We start from the raw sequence: 14,038 nt of genomic DNA, 5'->3' as shown, positions 1-14,038 counted from the left end.
TCAGGCGTGCGGCCGCGTCCACGCCATCGTGAAGCACGTCGGCACGTTCGCGGCCTCCGCCTCCTTGCGGTACTCCCTCGGCGACCGGCCGACGATGTCGCGGAACGTGCGGCTGAAGGTCCCCGTGCTGCCGAAACCGACCTCGAAGCAGATGTCGGTCACGCTGCGGCCGGTCTCCCGCAGCAGGAACATCGCGCGCTCGACACGGCGGCGTTGCAGGTAGCGATGGGGCGTCTCGCCGAACGTGGCCCGGAAGGTGCGCGTGAAGTGCGACTCCGACACGTGGGCGATCCGGGCCAGGGCCGGGACGTCCAGCGGCTGCGCGTAGGCGCGGTCCATCGCGTCCCGCGCCCGGAGCATACGGCGGTTGGTCTCTTCCACGGCACGGCTCACCCCTCCATCACATCACGGCCTCCCTCCCCTCCCGCCCACCCGGCACGGGTGGGCGCCGCGCCGGCTCCGGGGCGGCGGGCGAGGCGGCTCCCGAGCACCGCGGCGCCGCCTTCGGAAGGGGCCTGGAACCCGGTGGCGGGTGGCGCGCGCACCCCTTCCGTGAGGAGGTGCGCGCACTCTGGAGGCGGGCCCGGAACCGGAGAACCCTGGAGGGTATGGAGAGAACGGTTCCCGGCCCGGTGCGATGGGCGACGGTGTTGTGGGCGGCGGCGGTGGCGTGCGGCGTCACCGAGACGGCGTTGGCGCTGGCGGGCATGCTCGCCTCGGGAGGTGCAGTTCCCTGGACGGGCCTCCTGGTGCGCGTGGCGGTCTACACGTCGGCGGCGCTGGTGGTGGTGTGGTTCGCGCGCGGGCACCGGTGGGCCCGGGTCGCCCTGGTGGCCGGGCTCGGCGTGGTGGGCGGACTGGGCACACTGGTCGCACCCGTGGTGCTGGCCGCTCTGGAGGGCGGCGGGGTCCTGGCGGCGATGGGACACGAGTCGCACGGCCCCGTCTACCTGGTGGTGCGGACCACCCACATCACGGCGGTCGCGGCGGCCGCGGCGGCGACGTTCGCCCCCGGCGCGAACCGGTACTTCGCCGGGGGCGCCGTCCCGGCGCGGGCCTCCGGCTGACGTGTGGTTCCCGTGCCTCCCGGCGAACCGTTGCGCGCAGGGCGGGATCATCCCTGCCATGGACTCGGACGTGGCGTTGGGGATCGTGCTCGTGGTGCTCTCGTGTGCCGCCTACACGGTCGCGGCGGTGGCCCAGCGCAGGCTCGCGGTGCGGGTGGCGAAGCCGCTCACCGAGGGCAGGCAGTTGGCCGCCCTGCTGCGGCATCCGCTGTGGTGGGTGTCCCTGCTGTTCAACGGGGTACGGGCCGGTTTCCAGGTGGCGGCGGTGAGCCACGCGCCGCTGACCGTGATCCAGCCGTTCGGCGTGCTGGTGCTGGTGTTCGGCATCCCGTGGTCGGCCCGCCTCGGCGGGCGCCGGGTCACCCGAGCGGAGTGGCGCGGCGCGGCGTTCACCACGGTGGCTCTGGGCGCGCTGCTGGCGGTGACGGTGACCGACGGCCGGGGCGGCGTGCTCGGTGACACGGACGCGGCGGTGGTCGGCGCGGGCACGACGGGACTGCTGCTGGCGACCGCGTGGCTGGCGGGAAGGGTCGGCTCCACCGCCTGGCGCAGCTACCTGCTGGCGGGAGCGGCGGGGGTGGCCTTCGGGGTCTCCTCGGCCACGGTCAAGACCGCGGTGGCGGTCATCGGTGAGACCGGCGCGATCGGGCTGCTGCACGCGTCCTCGCTGGCCACACCCGTGATCGCGGTCCTGGGCCTGTTCCTGGCGCAGGCGGCCTACCAGGGCATGGAACTGGGCGCCCCGCTGGGGATCAGCACCTTCGCCAACCCCGTCTCCGCCGCCGTGGTGGGTGTGGCGTTCATGGACGAGGCCTACGTCGGCGGATGGGTCGGCGGGTCGGTCGCGGTGGTGTGCGCCCTGCTGGCGGCGTACGGGATCCGGCTGCTCACCGTTTCCCGGGACGGGGCGGCGGAGCGGGCGCCGGGGAGGGCGGAACCCGAGCGCACGCCGTGACCGGCCGCGTTCCCGGCCGGGGCGGTGGTGGTCTTTTCCGTTTGCGGGTGGCGGCCGTCCCCGGCGATGGCGCGGCCCTCTCAGAGTGACGAAACCCGCTCGGCGGCGGATCCGGGTTTCGTTGCGTCGTTTCGTCACCCGAGAACGCGTTCGGACGCGGACGGCCGAGGGTCCCTCCGGAGCGCTCCACGGGGTGGCGGGGCGGCGATCGCGCGGTGTGGGCTCCGGTCCCCGCGTGCCCGCCGGGCGCCGTGGGCGAAGGACATCCCGGAGCGTTCCACGCGCGGACGGGCACCGCGATGGCCCGGTCCGTGTCGGCCGGGTCCACCGGAGACGCCCTACGCGCGGACGGGCACCGCGGCGTGGGCAGCGCCCGGCCCGTCGACCCGAGAACGCGTTCGGACGCGGACAGGCACCGCCCCCGTACGGACGGGGACCGCGGCGTGGGCAGCGCCCGGCCCGTCGGCCCGATCAGGCGACCCGCGCGCGGACGGGCACCGTACCCCGCGCGGACCGGCCGCATCCGAACGTGCGCATAACGTAATGGGAACGCTCCCAGAACGGATATGGGCAGTCGCGCGGAAATGCGCCACACTGTCCGTTATGGCTGAAACGGTCCCGCTCCGTTTGCCGCGTGCCACGGTGTTCGCCACCGTGTGCACGGGCGTGTCCTCAGCCGGTCACGTCCTGGCCGCGGGGCACGCGGTGCCACCGCTCGGCCTCGCCGCGGGCTTCGTGCTCGTCCTCGCCGTCGCCCACGGGCTCTTCCGCTCCGAACAGCGCCTCGGCCCCCTCGTCTGCACGACACTGTGGTGCCAGGTCGCGCTGCACCTGCTCTTCGCCGTCGCGTCGCCGGGCGGAGCCGTCCCCCACGCGGCCGGATCCGGTGTCGGGCCCGGCATGCTCCTCGCCCACGCCCTGGCCGGGGTGGTGTGCGCGTGGTGGCTGCGCCAGGGAGAACGGGCGGCCCTCGCCCTCGCCGGCCTCGTGCGCTCCCTGCTGCACCGCCTGCTGCTCCTCGGCGCCGAGCCCGCCCCCGTCCCGCGCCCCGTCCCCGCGGGAGACCTCCCGAGGACTCCCCTCCGTCAGTCCGCCCGGCTGCTGTTCCTGCGGCACGTACGGGTCCTGCGCGGTCCGCCCGCGACCTTCCCCGCCTGAGGCCGTCCCGCCGCCCCCGTGTCCGTCCCGTACCGACACGTCGACGCTTCGCATGCCCGAAACCCCCCGCGGGCTGCTCCGACACCAGACCAGGAAGGTCGCCCCCATGACATCGCACGTCCCCGACCGGCTCGACTCCCCCGAACCGGCTCCCCCTCCCGCTCCGCGGCGCTCCTCCTCCACGTGGGCGGCGCTGCGCCAGCTCCTGCTCCGCCTGCACTTCTACGCCGGACTCCTCGTGGCGCCGTTCGTCGTCGTCGCCGCCGTGACCGGACTGCTGTACGTCTACACGCCCCAGATCGAACAGGCCCTCTACTCCGACCAGCTCCACGTCACTCCCGGCGACAGCGCGCTGCCCCTCCAGGAACAGGTGGACACCGCGGTCGGAGCCCATCCCGAGGGAACGCTGAACGCCGTGCGCCCGGCCACGGAGCCCGACGAGAGCACCCGCGTCCTGCTGGACGTGGAGGGACTCGCCGAGAGCCACCGGCTGGCCGTCTTCGTCGACCCCTACACCGGCGAGCTCCTCGGCGACATGACCAGCTACGGCAGCAGCGGCGCCCTGCCCGCGCGGTCGTGGCTGTCCGAGCTCCACCGCCACCTGCACCTGGGCGACCTCGGCCGCGTCTACAGCGAACTCGCCGCGAGCTGGCTGTGGGTGGTCGGCCTCGGCGGAGCCGTGCTGTGGATCGGCCGCAGGCGCAGGAACCGCCGCCTGCGCCGCACCCTGCTCCCCGAGAACTCCGCGACCGGCCGGAACCGGACCCTGTCCTGGCACGGGTCGATCGGGGTCTGGGCCCTGCTGGGCCTGCTGACGCTCTCCGCCACGGGGCTGACCTGGTCCCAGTTCGCCGGTGAGAACGTCGGCCAGGTTCGCGCGGCCCTGGGCTGGACGACACCCGCGCTGTCGGTCTCCGCCTCGTCGGGGCACGAGGGCCACGGCGGAGACGGCGCGCACGGCGAGCACGGCGCGGCCGGACAGGGCGCGGACCTGGACGTGGTCCTGGAGTCGGCGCGCTCGGCGGGACTGGAGGGCCCGGTGGAGGTCACCGTGCCCGCGGAGGAGGGCGCGCCGTTCACGGTGGAGGGAACCTCGCGCACCTGGCCCGTCAACCAGGACGCGGTGGCCGTCGACGCGTCGAGCGGCGAGGTGGTCGAGGTGCTGAGGTTCGCCGACCACCCGTTCATGGCCAAGATGACCTCGTGGGGGATCGCCTTCCACATGGGGCTGCTGTTCGGCGTGGTGAACCAGGTCCTGCTGACCCTGGTCGGCCTGTCCGTGCTCGCCCTCGTCTTCTGGGGCTACCGGATGTGGTGGCTGCGCCGCCCGACGAAGGACGCGGCGCTCTCCATGGGACGCCCGCTCGTCCCGCGCGGGACCTGGCGCGGCCTGCCGTGGTGGTGCCTGGCCCTCGTCGCCGCCGTGGCGGTGGGTGTGGGCCTGTTCCTGCCGCTGTTCGGTGTCTCCCTGCTGGTGTTCCTCCTGGTGGACGCCGCCGTGGGCGCCCGGCGCGGGCGCACGCGCGCCGGGGCCGCGTAGGGCGGCGGCCGCAGAGGCGGCGGCCAGAGGTCGGCCGAGGCGGCTCCCTCCGGTGCCGGTCCTGTACCCGTAGCGTGTCCGGGCACCGAACCTCGCCACAGGTGCGAGGCCAGCGGGCGCGGAGCCTCCCGCCGCACACCCGCGGCGGTTCCGGTCGGCCTAGTGGCGGGCCCTCCTCGGGCGGGTGGCCGGTGCCGTGGTGAGGACGTCCTCGCCACGGCACCGGTCCGCCGGCCCGGCGGGGCCCCGCGGGATCGGCCGGGCGTCCCGCCACGGCGGCGGGCCGCGGACGGGCGCGGATGAGGAAATCCTCATGCCCGTTTCATCTCGGGTTTCCCGCGGCCGGGGATGCTCGGTCGACATGAGATCACCACTGCTGTTGCTGCTGGCCGGCGCCGCGGCGGCCGTCCTGGTCGCCGGCGCGGTCCTGGCGTGGGCGGTGACCGGCCGGACCCCCGACACCGGCCCCCCGGGCGAGGTGGTGGTGGGGGAGTCCCCCGCCGCCGGCCCCGTCCCGCCCTCCGACGAGGGGGTCGTCGCTCCCCCGCCGCCGGTCACCGACCACGACGGTGACGGGACACCGGACGAGGACGACCCCGACCACACCGAGGCCCCCGCGAGCCCCTCGGCGTCCCCCTCTCCCGCTCCCGGCCGGACCCCCGCCGTCGCCTGCGGGAACGCCGGCGACGACGATGATGACGACTGCGGCGACGACGACGGGGACGGCGATGACGACTGAGGGCCGCTTCGACGGGGACTCTCCGACGGTGGACCTCGGCGACGTGCCCGGAAGGGGCGCCCGAGGCGGGGCCGAGCACACGGACGTCCAGCCCACGGTGGTCCTGGAGGGACCCCAGCCCGAGGTGCCGCAGCGGCGTCGCGTCCCCGCCCGGCTCCTCATCATGGCCTGGGTCGTCCTGCTCATGGCCGCCGTCCTCGCCCTGACCAACGTCGTCACCTGGAGCGCGCTCACCGCCAAGAACGACGAGCGCGTCGACCGTGCGCTGTCCCAGGAGACCAGCGAGTTCCAGGAGTTCGCCGCCGAGGGCGTGGACCCCGACACGGGCGAGCCCTTCACCGACGTCTCCACCCTCGTCCAGGTGCACCTGAGGCACCAGTACCCCGATCGGGCCGAGATCCTGTTCGGCTGGGTGGAGGGAACGGCCGCCCCCGGCGGGGGCGCGGGCAGCGCCCCCGAGGCCGCCGAGGCCGTGCGCATCCGCCAGGGCCAGGAGCCGCCCTTCGACGTGTCCGCCGATCCCGGCATGGTCGCCTCCGTCCTGGAGTCGCCCGGCGCGCGGGGGACCCTGGACACCCCCGCCGGCCCCATGCGGTGGGAGAAGATCCGCGCGCTGCCGCCGGAGGGCGGCGCCTCGGGCTGGTTCGTCATCGGCTACTTCACCGAGGCCGACGAGGACACGGTGGTGTCCACCATGCAGACGATCGCGCTGGTCAGCCTGGTCGGCCTGCTCGTCGCGGGCACGGCCGCCTGGTGGGTGGCGGGCCGCATCCTCGCACCCGTGCGCCTGGTCCGGCAGACCGCCGCATACATCACCGAGGAGGACCTCACCCGGCGCATCGACGTGTCCGGGCGCGACGACATCGCCGCCCTCGCCGAGCAGTTCAACAGCATGCTGGACCGGCTGGAGGGCGCCTTCACGGCCCAGCGCCGGTTCGTCGACGACGCCGGACACGAATTGCGCACGCCCATCACCATCGTGCGAGGCCACCTGGAGCTGATGGGCGACGACCCCGGGGAGCGGCGCGAGGTCGTGCGCCTGGTCACCGACGAACTGGACCGGATGGGCCGGATCGTGGAGGACCTGCTGCTGCTGGCCAAGGCCCAGCAGCCCGACTTCCTCCGCGAGGAGGAGGTGTCCCTGGCCGAGCTGACCAGCGACATCGACGCCAAGGTGCGCAGGCTCGGCGACCGGGACTGGCGGCTGGAGTCGCTGGCCGAGGGGGTCGTCCGGCTGGACCCGCAGCGCGTCACCCAGGCCGTGGCGCAGTTGGCCGCCAACGCGGTGCGGCACACCGGACCGGGTGCCCGGCTGCGCGTGGGCTCCGCCCTCAGCGGCGGCGACGTGCTGTTCTGGGTCACCGACCAGGGGCCGGGCATCCCGTACGAGGAGCACGGCCGGATCTTCGAGCGCTTCTCCCGGGGAGGGGGCGCGTCCCGGGGGGACCGGGGCGCCGGCCTGGGCCTGGCCATCGTCCGCGCCATCGCCGAGGCCCACCACGGGCGTGTGGACCTGCGTTCCGCGCCGGGCGCCGGTTCCACGTTCACCCTCGTCATCCCCGCCGGAAGGGAGCACGTGTGAGTCGCATCCTCATCGTCGAGGACGAGGAGCGGATCGCCTCGTTCGTCCGCAAGGGCCTGGACGCCAGCGGGTTCACCACCACCGTGGTGGGCACGAGGGCGGAGGCCGTGGACTACGCGGTGACCGGCGGCTTCGACCTGGTGCTGCTGGACCTGGGCCTGCCGGACACCGACGGGTTCGACGTGCTGCGGCGCGTGCGCTCGCTGGGCGTGGAGGTCCCCGTGGTCATCCTGACCGCGCGCGACGGCGTGCGGGACACGGTGACCGGGCTGGAGATCGGGGCCGACGACTACGTGACCAAGCCCTTCCGGTTCGAGGAGCTGCTGGCCCGGGTGCGGCTGCGGATGCGCGCGGAGCGGCCCGCCGACCTGACGGTGCTGCGCGCGGGCGGCCTCGCCCTGGACCTGCGCACGCGGCGGGTGGCGGTGGAGGGGGACTCCGTGGACCTGACCGCGCGGGAGTTCGCCCTGATGGAGCTGCTGATGCGGCACCCCGGGCAGGTGCTCACCCGGCAGCAGATGCTGTCACACGTGTGGGGCTACGACCACGACCCCGGATCGAACGTGGTGGACGTGTTCGTGCGGGCGCTGCGCCGCAAGGTGGGCGCGGAGCGGATCGTGACCGTGCGGGGGATGGGGTACCGGCTGACCGGGTGACGACGGATCCCGGCTCCCGGGCGACGGCGGGTCCGTGCGGGGCGGGAGCCGGCCGGGGATGCTCCGGTGACGGAGGGGCGGGGGCGTGGACGGCGCCCCCGCCCCCTCGCGTCGGAGGCCGGCGGCCTTCGCGTGGCGGGGATGAGGGTTCCCTCATCCGGCTCTCACGGACTCCTCACCGCGTGTCCGGAGGATGGTCGCCATGTTCTGGTTCGCCCTGGCGGTCAACACGATCGCGATCACGTTCCTGTCGTACGTCCTCTACTTCCGGCGCCACGGCCGGCGCGACCTGCTGCTGGCCTACGTGGCGCTCAACACCGGCATCTTCGCCGTGGTGTCCATGCTGACCAGCCGGGAGGTCGGCCTGGCGGTCGGCTTCGGCCTGTTCGGCGTGCTGTCGATCCTGCGGCTGCGGTCGGACCTGATCAGCCAGGGGGAGATCGGCTACTACTTCACCGCGATCGCCCTGGGCCTGGTCAACGCCGTGGCGGCGCCGGCTCCGTGGACGCTGCTGGGCCTCGACGCGCTGCTGCTCACCTGCATGTACGTGGCCGACCACCCGCACCTGCTCGCGCGGTACGGGCGCCGCGTCCTCACCCTGGACGTGGTGCACGAGGACCCCGTGTCCCTGCGCCAGGACCTGGAGGCGCGGCTGCGCGCACGGGTGGGCAGGATCGAGGTCACCGAGGTCGACTACGTACGCGACCTGATGGTCGTGGACGTGCGGTTCCGGGTGCCCCGGCCCGTGTCCGCACCGGCCCCCGCCGGACGCGGGCGCCCACGGGACTCCGTCCTCACCCCGCTGACGGACTGGCTGGGCGGGCGTTGAGCCCCGCCGCCCCCGCGCCCCCGCGCGCTCCCGCACCCGTGCGAACCCTCGTGCCCCCGGAGGTACCCGAACCCGTGGAGACGCCCGCACCCGTGGACACCGCCCTTCCCCCGCACGCGGACGCCCCGCTCCTGGCGGCGCTGCGCCCGGTGTCGCTCGCCGAGACCAACGAGCGCGCCGCCCTGGTCACCCGGACCTGCCGCAAGTACCTGGTGCCCGCGAAGCTGCTGGAGCCCCTGTTCGCGGGGGCCCGTGACCGGTTCGGGGTGCTGACGATCGACGGACGGCGGAGCTTCCGGTACTCGTCCACCTACCTGGACACCCCCGGCCTGCGCACCTTCCACGACCACCGGCAGGGGCGACGGGTGCGCTTCAAGGTCCGCACGCGCACGTACGTGGACACGGGGACGCGCGTGTTCGAGGTCAAGCTCAAGGGTGCGCGCGGGGTCACCGACAAGGTGCGGACGGAGTACGCGGGGCCGCCGGACCGGCTGGTCCCCGCCACCCGGCGGTTCCTGGACGACACCCTGCTCGCCTACGGCGTGGAGCCGCCGGACACGCTGGAGGCCTGCGCGGTGACCGACTACCGGCGCACCACCGTCGTGGCCCTCGACGGTGAGGAGCGGGTGACGGTGGACACCGGCCTGGTCGGCCACCGGGGCGGGTGGTCGGTGCGGATGCGCCCGGACGTGGTGCTGTTGGAGGTCAAGACCCGGGGCGGGCTCACGTCGACCGAGCGAGGACTGCACGGGCTCGGGTTCCGGGAGGCGGGGTTCACCAAGTACGGGGCGACGGTGGCCGCGCTGGAGCCCCGGCTGCGGGGCAACCGTTGGCACCGGGCGATGGGGGCCTGTCTGGACCGTCCCGTGCCGTGCTCCCCGGAGCGCGGCGCGGGCGGGCCGCCGGCCGCCGAGGGGAACGGGCGGTGGGGCCCCGGTTCCTGACGGGGTCGCGCGCGGTGCGCGGGATCGCACCTCCAAGGAGTGCGCTCCCGCGCACCGGGGACTCGGTGCCGCCCTTCGGCCCGCCCCTCGCGCGACCTGGCCGATGTGGCGCAGTACCGCGTGCGCCCGCCCGGGTTTACCCGCCCGCCCCGAGGGGATCGGTATCGGAGTCGATCCCCACCGGAAGGCCCCCGTGCCCGGCTCCACCCCTCCCCCGCCCGCGCCCGACGGCCCCCGGAGAGGCCGCGAGCGCTCCTGGTCCGGTACCGCGATCGCGGTCGCGTCCCTGCTGTTGGTGACGGTGCTGGTGATGGGGGGCGCCTGGAAGATGCTTGAGCCCGAGCCCGCCACCGGCCTGTCCGGACGCGCCGAGGCGGTGGTCACCGAGGTGCGGAAGCGTTCCGGAGGCGGACCGATGGGCGGAGGCACCACCGTGTTCGTGACCTACACCGTCCAGGGCACCACCTACGAGGACGTCGTCCTGCGCGAACGGCGGTCGGTCCCCGAGACCGGCCAGACCCTCGCCATCGCCTACGCCCCCGGAGAGCCGGACCGCCCCCACAGCGTGGAGGCGGTCGAGTCCCCCGGCCCGGGGCCGGGGGGCCGGATCATCCTCATGGTGGTGCTGCTGCCCGGACTGCTGCTCCTGATCGGGCTCATCGTGTCCCCGGTGTGGGAGAGGTTCGCCGGGTGAGTGCCGCCGGCCCCGGCGCCCTCCCAGGTCAGGAAGGTTTCACGTGAAACCTCACCGGGGTCGCGGCGCGGTCGAGGACGGCGCGCACGGTCAGGGGCTCTCCGGCGGCGCCGGTCCAGTCCCAGTAGGCGCAGAGGGCGTCGAGCAGGCGCAGCCCGTTGCCGGTGGGGCTCAGGGGGTTGGTGGCCGCCTCCACCCGGGGGAAGGGGATGGCCGGTCCCGGCCTGGGGCCGTTGTCGGTGACCGAGAGGGTGTAGGTGGCCGGGCGCCGGTACAGGACGACCTGTGTGGTGCCGCCGGGACCACCGGAGCGCGTGTGCTGCAAGGCGTTGGTGACCAGGACGCTCACGGCCAGGACGAGGTCGTCGGCCTGGCGACGGGTGGCGCGGGAGTTGCGACGGGCCCAGTCACGGGCAAGGCGGACGTGTCCGGGATCGGGCCCGAGGACGATGCCGCACCGGTCGGGGTCGGAGAACCGCAGCCGCCACGGGGGCGCGATGGCCGCGCACCGGTGGCCGTGCGCACCCGTGGGGACGGACCGGTCCGGAGTAGTCTCGTTCATGTTCGTACCTGTTGTCTGAGAAGGCGGGTGTGGACCGTGTCCCGGGGCTGGAATCACAGCCGCCGGGACATTTCGCCGCCCCGGCCGGAAAGGACTTATCGGACTGGTGCGGCGGGTTTCCCTTCCCGACCCTTCCACCTGCGACGACACCGGAAAAGCGGTTGTACGGGATGGCCGCGAACTGGCCGGTTCCGTATACGCACGTATGCATTCAGTGACAAGCTGTACGCATGGACGAGCCCCGGAAATCGGAGTGGGTCAGGTTCGGACTGCACCTGAAGCGACTGCGCACCCAGCAGGGGCTCTCGCTCAACAGACTCGCGGACAGAGCCGAGTGGTCGGCGACCTATCTGGGAAAGCTGGAGAACGCGAAGCGGGCTCCGAACGCGGACGTGGTGCGGGACCTGGACCGGGAACTGCGTACGAACGGTGCCCTGCTCCGGGCCTGGAACGACGTGGTGCGGGCGCAGGCGGCCCTCGACTGGTACGAGCAGTCGCGCGGGTACGAGAAGCGTGCCCACGAGATCCGCTTCTTCCACCCGCTGGTGGTGCCGGGGTTCTTCCAGACGCCCGAGTACGCGCGGGTCATCGTCACCCACACCGTGCCCACCGCCTCGGAGAAGCGCATCCAGAACGTCATCCGGACACGGGAGTCCTGGCGCAAGGACCTGGACACGGACGGGGGTCTCGTGCTCAACGTGATCCTGACCGAACTGGCCCTCACCAGGCCGATCGCGTCCGAGGTCATGCGGGAACAGTTGGACCGCCTGATCCAGGAGGCCGAGCGGCCCACGGTCACCCTCCAGGTTCTCCCCTCGGGGATAAGCGACCTGGCCTGGCTCAGCGGAGCGTTCAGGTTGGTATACATCGAGGGTGAGCAGCCCCTCCTGTGCGCGGAGCACGCCATCGGGGAGTACCTCACCGACGACGAGCAGGAGACCCGGAAGATGGAGACTGTGTTCAGCAAGCTCCAGGCATGGGCGCTTCCCCCGGACGTCACGGCGAGGAAGCTCGGAGAGATGAGGCAGGCACTGTGAACGGCTGGCACAAATCGAGTTACAGCTCCACCGGGGAAAGCTGCGTGGAGGTCAACGAGACCCCTGACGCGGTCCTCATGCGGGACACGCAGAACCGGGAACTGGGACACCTGTCGTTCGCCGCCGACGAGTGGACGGCCCTCCTGCGCTCCACCACGGACCACGGCTGAACCGAAGCCGGAGGGAGTGACGCTCCCTCGGGGAGTGCCACCCCCGGCTTCGTCCCGGCCACTCCCCCACCGACGGCGATGGAACCCCGGCACAGGACGGCCGAGCCTGGAGGGAGGCCCGGAACACCCCACGAATAAATGCCACCAATTCCGACATGAAGGATTGTTTGGACAGGGCCAGCAAATAAAGCTGGCCTTTTTTCATGCACACTGAGCTGGGAAAACGCCACGCCGGGCCAGCTTTTTCCGGCAGCTTCGCGGAAAACGTCCCCGCACGAACATCCGTGCTCTAATCTGGCTGCGAAAACACAACTCAATCCACGAGATGACCCCGCGACGGTTACTTGCCGCCCGGGGTCGTGGCCAGCAACTTCCACCTCTTTAACACCAAGGATTGCCAGCGTGCTCTATTTTAGCGCTGCGCTTCTCAGCCGTGCCCTCGGCCCGCTGATCGCGCTCTTCTCCTCCCCCTGCGGACGCCACTCCGCCGTGGCCGGTCGCCGCCGCCGCTCCACCCGCGTCCGCCGCTACGTCTACGCTCCCCCGGCTCCCCTGACTCCCTCGGCTCTCCCGGTCCGCGAGGCCGCGAGGCCCCTCCCCTCCGTGCCGCGTCCGGCGCCGCCGAGCCGGACCGCCCCCGCCGAGGACACCGCCCTGGTCCGTCCCTACCTCGCCGCGCACGCGCACCTCCGCACGGCCGAAGTCCGGGTTCCCGGGCCACGCGCCCCCGAGCCCGCCCCCGCGTCCGACGACGTGCGGCGCGAGTTCGCCCGCGTCCAGGAACGCGCCGCCGCCCTCCTGCGCCAGTGGTCGGCCTCCCCGGAGGGCGACCTGCTCTCCGGACCCGCGCCCCGGTTCGGGGTCGTCCGGCCGTCCGGGCCCTCGGAGTGGGACGAACTCGCCTCCCTCACGCGCGCCTGGCTCGACCAGCGGCGACAGCTCGACCAGCGGCGGCAGGAGGTCCCGGCGTGAACCCGCCGGCCGTGGCCCCGGCCGAGGAGCCCCGGCCCCTCGTGTTCTGGGAGCACCGCCTCTACCCGGGCGACCTGGCGCGGCTGTCGCGGGTCCGCGGGGACCTGGCCCGGGACCTGGCCGGGTTCGACGACGACCTGGTGGAGACCGTGCGGCTGTGCGCCAGCGAACTGTTCGCCAACTGCGTCAGGTACACCGGCTCCGGCCGCGGGGGCGGCGAGGTGCTGCGCGCGCTGTCGATGCCGGACCGGCGCACCCTGCGCCTCTCGGTGAGCGACTGCGGGGGCGGCGGGAGCGTTCCCCGCGTCCCGGTCGAGCGCGGCGCGGACGAGTGGAGCCGGGCCGAGGGCCAACGCGGACTGCTGCTCGTTGCGAACCTGTCCCGTGCGTGGGGCCACTTCCGGCTGGCCCCCTGGGCGGACCTGGGCACCCACGTGTGGGCGGTCTTCGACGTGGACCCCGAGCGGGCTCCCCGGGGCCTGCGCCCGTACGTCTTCACCCGTTGAACGAGACGGCCACCATCCCGTATCCGATCGGGACGGTGGCCTGTCGCGACGCCCCTCCCGCTACGGCGGAACCCCGCGATCTACTGGGTGTTCCCCGGGTCCGGCGCCACCACTCACGCCGGAGGAGACGTCCTCGGCGCCGCACGGGCCCGGCGCCCGCGCGGATCAGTCGTGGAAGGGCTCGCCGGTCACGACGTGGTCGGCGTGGTTGAGCGCCTCCAGCACCAGGCGGCGCAGGTGCCCGTCGCGTAGCCGGTAGATGGCGTGCCGGGACTGCTTGCGCGACTCCACCAGCCCGGCCAGGCGCAGCTTGGCCAGGTGCTGGGAGACCGCGGTGCGCGAGGCGCCGCACGCCTCGGTCAACTGCCCCACGTCGGCCTCGCCCTCGGCCAGGGTCCACAGCAGGTGCAGCCGGGTGGGGTCGGACAGCAGGGCGAACACCCCGGCGGCCACGGCGAGCCGCTCGGGTTCGGGCGGAGCCGGGTGCACGCGGCTGGGTTCGGCCTGCTCGTCGCTCGTGCGCATGTGCGCAGTCTAGGACGCGCCCGGCCCCGGCCCGGGACTCCGGCGACCACATGTCTATACGTGCGTACTTGCGCACTTGTATGGTGTGTGGTGTTCGATTCC

The 14,038-nt window shown here is 73.6% G+C and carries 17 protein-coding genes; 14 read left to right on the top strand and 3 right to left on the bottom strand.

The annotated features are described in order from the left end of the window. Entirely contained in the window at nt 1–381 is a 381-nt protein-coding gene (locus tag NOSIN_RS22665) for a helix-turn-helix domain-containing protein (protein WP_206057640.1), read from the bottom strand. Nucleotides 382–608: 227 nt separating this feature from the next. On the opposite strand from NOSIN_RS22665, the gene NOSIN_RS22660 reads away from it, so the two are divergent. The 10 genes from NOSIN_RS22660 to NOSIN_RS22610 all read left to right on the top strand — a co-directional run bounded on the left by NOSIN_RS22660 (nt 609) and on the right by NOSIN_RS22610 (nt 10,164). After that, nucleotides 609–1,067: a hypothetical protein gene (locus NOSIN_RS22660; protein ID WP_143832977.1), complete on the top strand. Its 459-nt coding sequence runs from the start codon at nt 609–611 to the stop codon at nt 1,065–1,067. 58 nt (nt 1,068–1,125) lie between these two features. Next, complete coding sequence (locus NOSIN_RS22655) at nt 1,126–2,022, top strand: DMT family transporter (protein ID WP_077692670.1); 897 nt, start codon at nt 1,126–1,128, stop codon at nt 2,020–2,022. A gap of 603 nt (nt 2,023–2,625) precedes the next feature. Then, nucleotides 2,626–3,180 carry a hypothetical protein gene (locus tag NOSIN_RS22645; protein ID WP_077692668.1) on the top strand — a complete coding sequence of 185 codons (555 nt, stop codon included), beginning with the start codon at nt 2,626–2,628 and terminating at the stop codon, nt 3,178–3,180. Nucleotides 3,181–3,286: 106 nt separating this feature from the next. After that, the gene (locus tag NOSIN_RS22640) at nt 3,287–4,720 is read left to right on the top strand and encodes a PepSY-associated TM helix domain-containing protein (RefSeq protein WP_077692667.1); all 1,434 of its coding nucleotides are present in this window, start codon (nt 3,287–3,289) and stop codon (nt 4,718–4,720) included. A gap of 361 nt (nt 4,721–5,081) precedes the next feature. Then, the gene (locus NOSIN_RS22635; RefSeq protein WP_077692666.1) at nt 5,082–5,459 is read left to right on the top strand and encodes a hypothetical protein; all 378 of its coding nucleotides are present in this window, start codon (nt 5,082–5,084) and stop codon (nt 5,457–5,459) included. Then, nucleotides 5,449–7,041: a sensor histidine kinase gene (locus NOSIN_RS22630; protein WP_077692665.1), complete on the top strand. Its 1,593-nt coding sequence runs from the start codon at nt 5,449–5,451 to the stop codon at nt 7,039–7,041. The genes NOSIN_RS22635 and NOSIN_RS22630 overlap by 11 nt, the downstream gene beginning before the upstream one ends. Next, nucleotides 7,038–7,697, top strand: a complete 660-nt coding sequence (locus NOSIN_RS22625) for a response regulator transcription factor (RefSeq protein ID WP_077692664.1) — start codon at nt 7,038–7,040, stop codon at nt 7,695–7,697. The genes NOSIN_RS22630 and NOSIN_RS22625 overlap by 4 nt, the downstream gene beginning before the upstream one ends. Nucleotides 7,698–7,899: 202 nt before the next feature. After that, a complete protein-coding gene (locus NOSIN_RS22620; protein WP_077693726.1) occupies nt 7,900–8,526 on the top strand; it encodes a DUF4956 domain-containing protein in 627 nt (208 codons plus the stop codon). A gap of 74 nt (nt 8,527–8,600) precedes the next feature. Then, on the top strand, nt 8,601–9,470 hold the full coding sequence (locus NOSIN_RS22615) for a polyphosphate polymerase domain-containing protein (RefSeq protein ID WP_375539674.1): 870 nt from the start codon (nt 8,601–8,603) through the stop codon (nt 9,468–9,470). Nucleotides 9,471–9,663: 193 nt separating this feature from the next. Beyond that, on the top strand, nt 9,664–10,164 hold the full coding sequence (locus NOSIN_RS22610) for a DUF3592 domain-containing protein (protein ID WP_077692663.1): 501 nt from the start codon (nt 9,664–9,666) through the stop codon (nt 10,162–10,164). A gap of 28 nt (nt 10,165–10,192) precedes the next feature. Here the strand turns inward: NOSIN_RS22610 and NOSIN_RS22605 are convergent, their stop codons facing one another. Beyond that, nucleotides 10,193–10,726, bottom strand: a complete 534-nt coding sequence (locus NOSIN_RS22605; protein ID WP_143832976.1) for an ATP-binding protein — start codon at nt 10,724–10,726, stop codon at nt 10,193–10,195. A 230-nt stretch (nt 10,727–10,956) separates the two neighbouring features. Here NOSIN_RS22605 and NOSIN_RS22600 point away from each other — a divergent pair, with 230 nt between their 5' ends. The 4 genes from NOSIN_RS22600 to NOSIN_RS22585 all read left to right on the top strand — a co-directional run bounded on the left by NOSIN_RS22600 (nt 10,957) and on the right by NOSIN_RS22585 (nt 13,411). After that, nucleotides 10,957–11,763 (top strand): helix-turn-helix domain-containing protein, encoded by an 807-nt coding sequence (locus NOSIN_RS22600; RefSeq protein WP_077692662.1) that lies wholly within the window; start codon nt 10,957–10,959, stop codon nt 11,761–11,763. Next, nucleotides 11,703–11,933: a DUF397 domain-containing protein gene (locus NOSIN_RS22595; protein WP_077692661.1), complete on the top strand. Its 231-nt coding sequence runs from the start codon at nt 11,703–11,705 to the stop codon at nt 11,931–11,933. The genes NOSIN_RS22600 and NOSIN_RS22595 overlap by 61 nt, the downstream gene beginning before the upstream one ends. A gap of 402 nt (nt 11,934–12,335) precedes the next feature. Then, nucleotides 12,336–12,905 carry a hypothetical protein gene (locus NOSIN_RS22590; RefSeq protein WP_077692660.1) on the top strand — a complete coding sequence of 190 codons (570 nt, stop codon included), beginning with the start codon at nt 12,336–12,338 and terminating at the stop codon, nt 12,903–12,905. Beyond that, nucleotides 12,902–13,411 (top strand): ATP-binding protein, encoded by a 510-nt coding sequence (locus NOSIN_RS22585; protein ID WP_236743416.1) that lies wholly within the window; start codon nt 12,902–12,904, stop codon nt 13,409–13,411. The genes NOSIN_RS22590 and NOSIN_RS22585 overlap by 4 nt, the downstream gene beginning before the upstream one ends. Nucleotides 13,412–13,576: 165 nt before the next feature. Here NOSIN_RS22585 and NOSIN_RS22580 read toward each other — a convergent pair whose 3' ends face one another. Next, nucleotides 13,577–13,936: an ArsR/SmtB family transcription factor gene (locus NOSIN_RS22580; protein WP_077692659.1), complete on the bottom strand. Its 360-nt coding sequence runs from the start codon at nt 13,934–13,936 to the stop codon at nt 13,577–13,579. Nucleotides 13,937–14,038 lie beyond the last annotated feature (102 nt).

This window comes from Nocardiopsis sinuspersici, from assembly GCF_001998325.1.
Classification (GTDB): domain Bacteria; phylum Actinomycetota; class Actinomycetes; order Streptosporangiales; family Streptosporangiaceae; genus Nocardiopsis; species Nocardiopsis sinuspersici.
The sequence above is the reverse complement of the archived record's forward strand: the minus strand, read 5'-3'. Positions and strand labels throughout refer to the sequence as shown.

Bases quoted from the DNA above. Each gene is read 5' to 3' on its own strand.
- NOSIN_RS22580 (WP_077692659.1), bottom strand. From the start codon at position 13,936: ATGCGCACGAGCGACGAGCAGGCCGAACCCAGCCGCGTGCACCCGGCT.
- NOSIN_RS22595 (WP_077692661.1), top strand. From the start codon at position 11,703: ATGGGCGCTTCCCCCGGACGTCACGGCGAGGAAGCTCGGAGAGATGAG.
- NOSIN_RS22635 (WP_077692666.1), top strand. From the start codon at position 5,082: ATGAGATCACCACTGCTGTTGCTGCTGGCCGGCGCCGCGGCGGCCGTC.
- NOSIN_RS22655 (WP_077692670.1), top strand. From the start codon at position 1,126: ATGGACTCGGACGTGGCGTTGGGGATCGTGCTCGTGGTGCTCTCGTGT.
- NOSIN_RS22620 (WP_077693726.1), top strand. From the start codon at position 7,900: ATGTTCTGGTTCGCCCTGGCGGTCAACACGATCGCGATCACGTTCCTG.
- NOSIN_RS22640 (WP_077692667.1), top strand. From the start codon at position 3,287: ATGACATCGCACGTCCCCGACCGGCTCGACTCCCCCGAACCGGCTCCC.
- NOSIN_RS22645 (WP_077692668.1), top strand. From the start codon at position 2,626: ATGGCTGAAACGGTCCCGCTCCGTTTGCCGCGTGCCACGGTGTTCGCC.
- NOSIN_RS22605 (WP_143832976.1), bottom strand. From the start codon at position 10,726: ATGAACGAGACTACTCCGGACCGGTCCGTCCCCACGGGTGCGCACGGC.
- NOSIN_RS22600 (WP_077692662.1), top strand. From the start codon at position 10,957: ATGGACGAGCCCCGGAAATCGGAGTGGGTCAGGTTCGGACTGCACCTG.
- NOSIN_RS22630 (WP_077692665.1), top strand. From the start codon at position 5,449: ATGACGACTGAGGGCCGCTTCGACGGGGACTCTCCGACGGTGGACCTC.
- NOSIN_RS22660 (WP_143832977.1), top strand. From the start codon at position 609: ATGGAGAGAACGGTTCCCGGCCCGGTGCGATGGGCGACGGTGTTGTGG.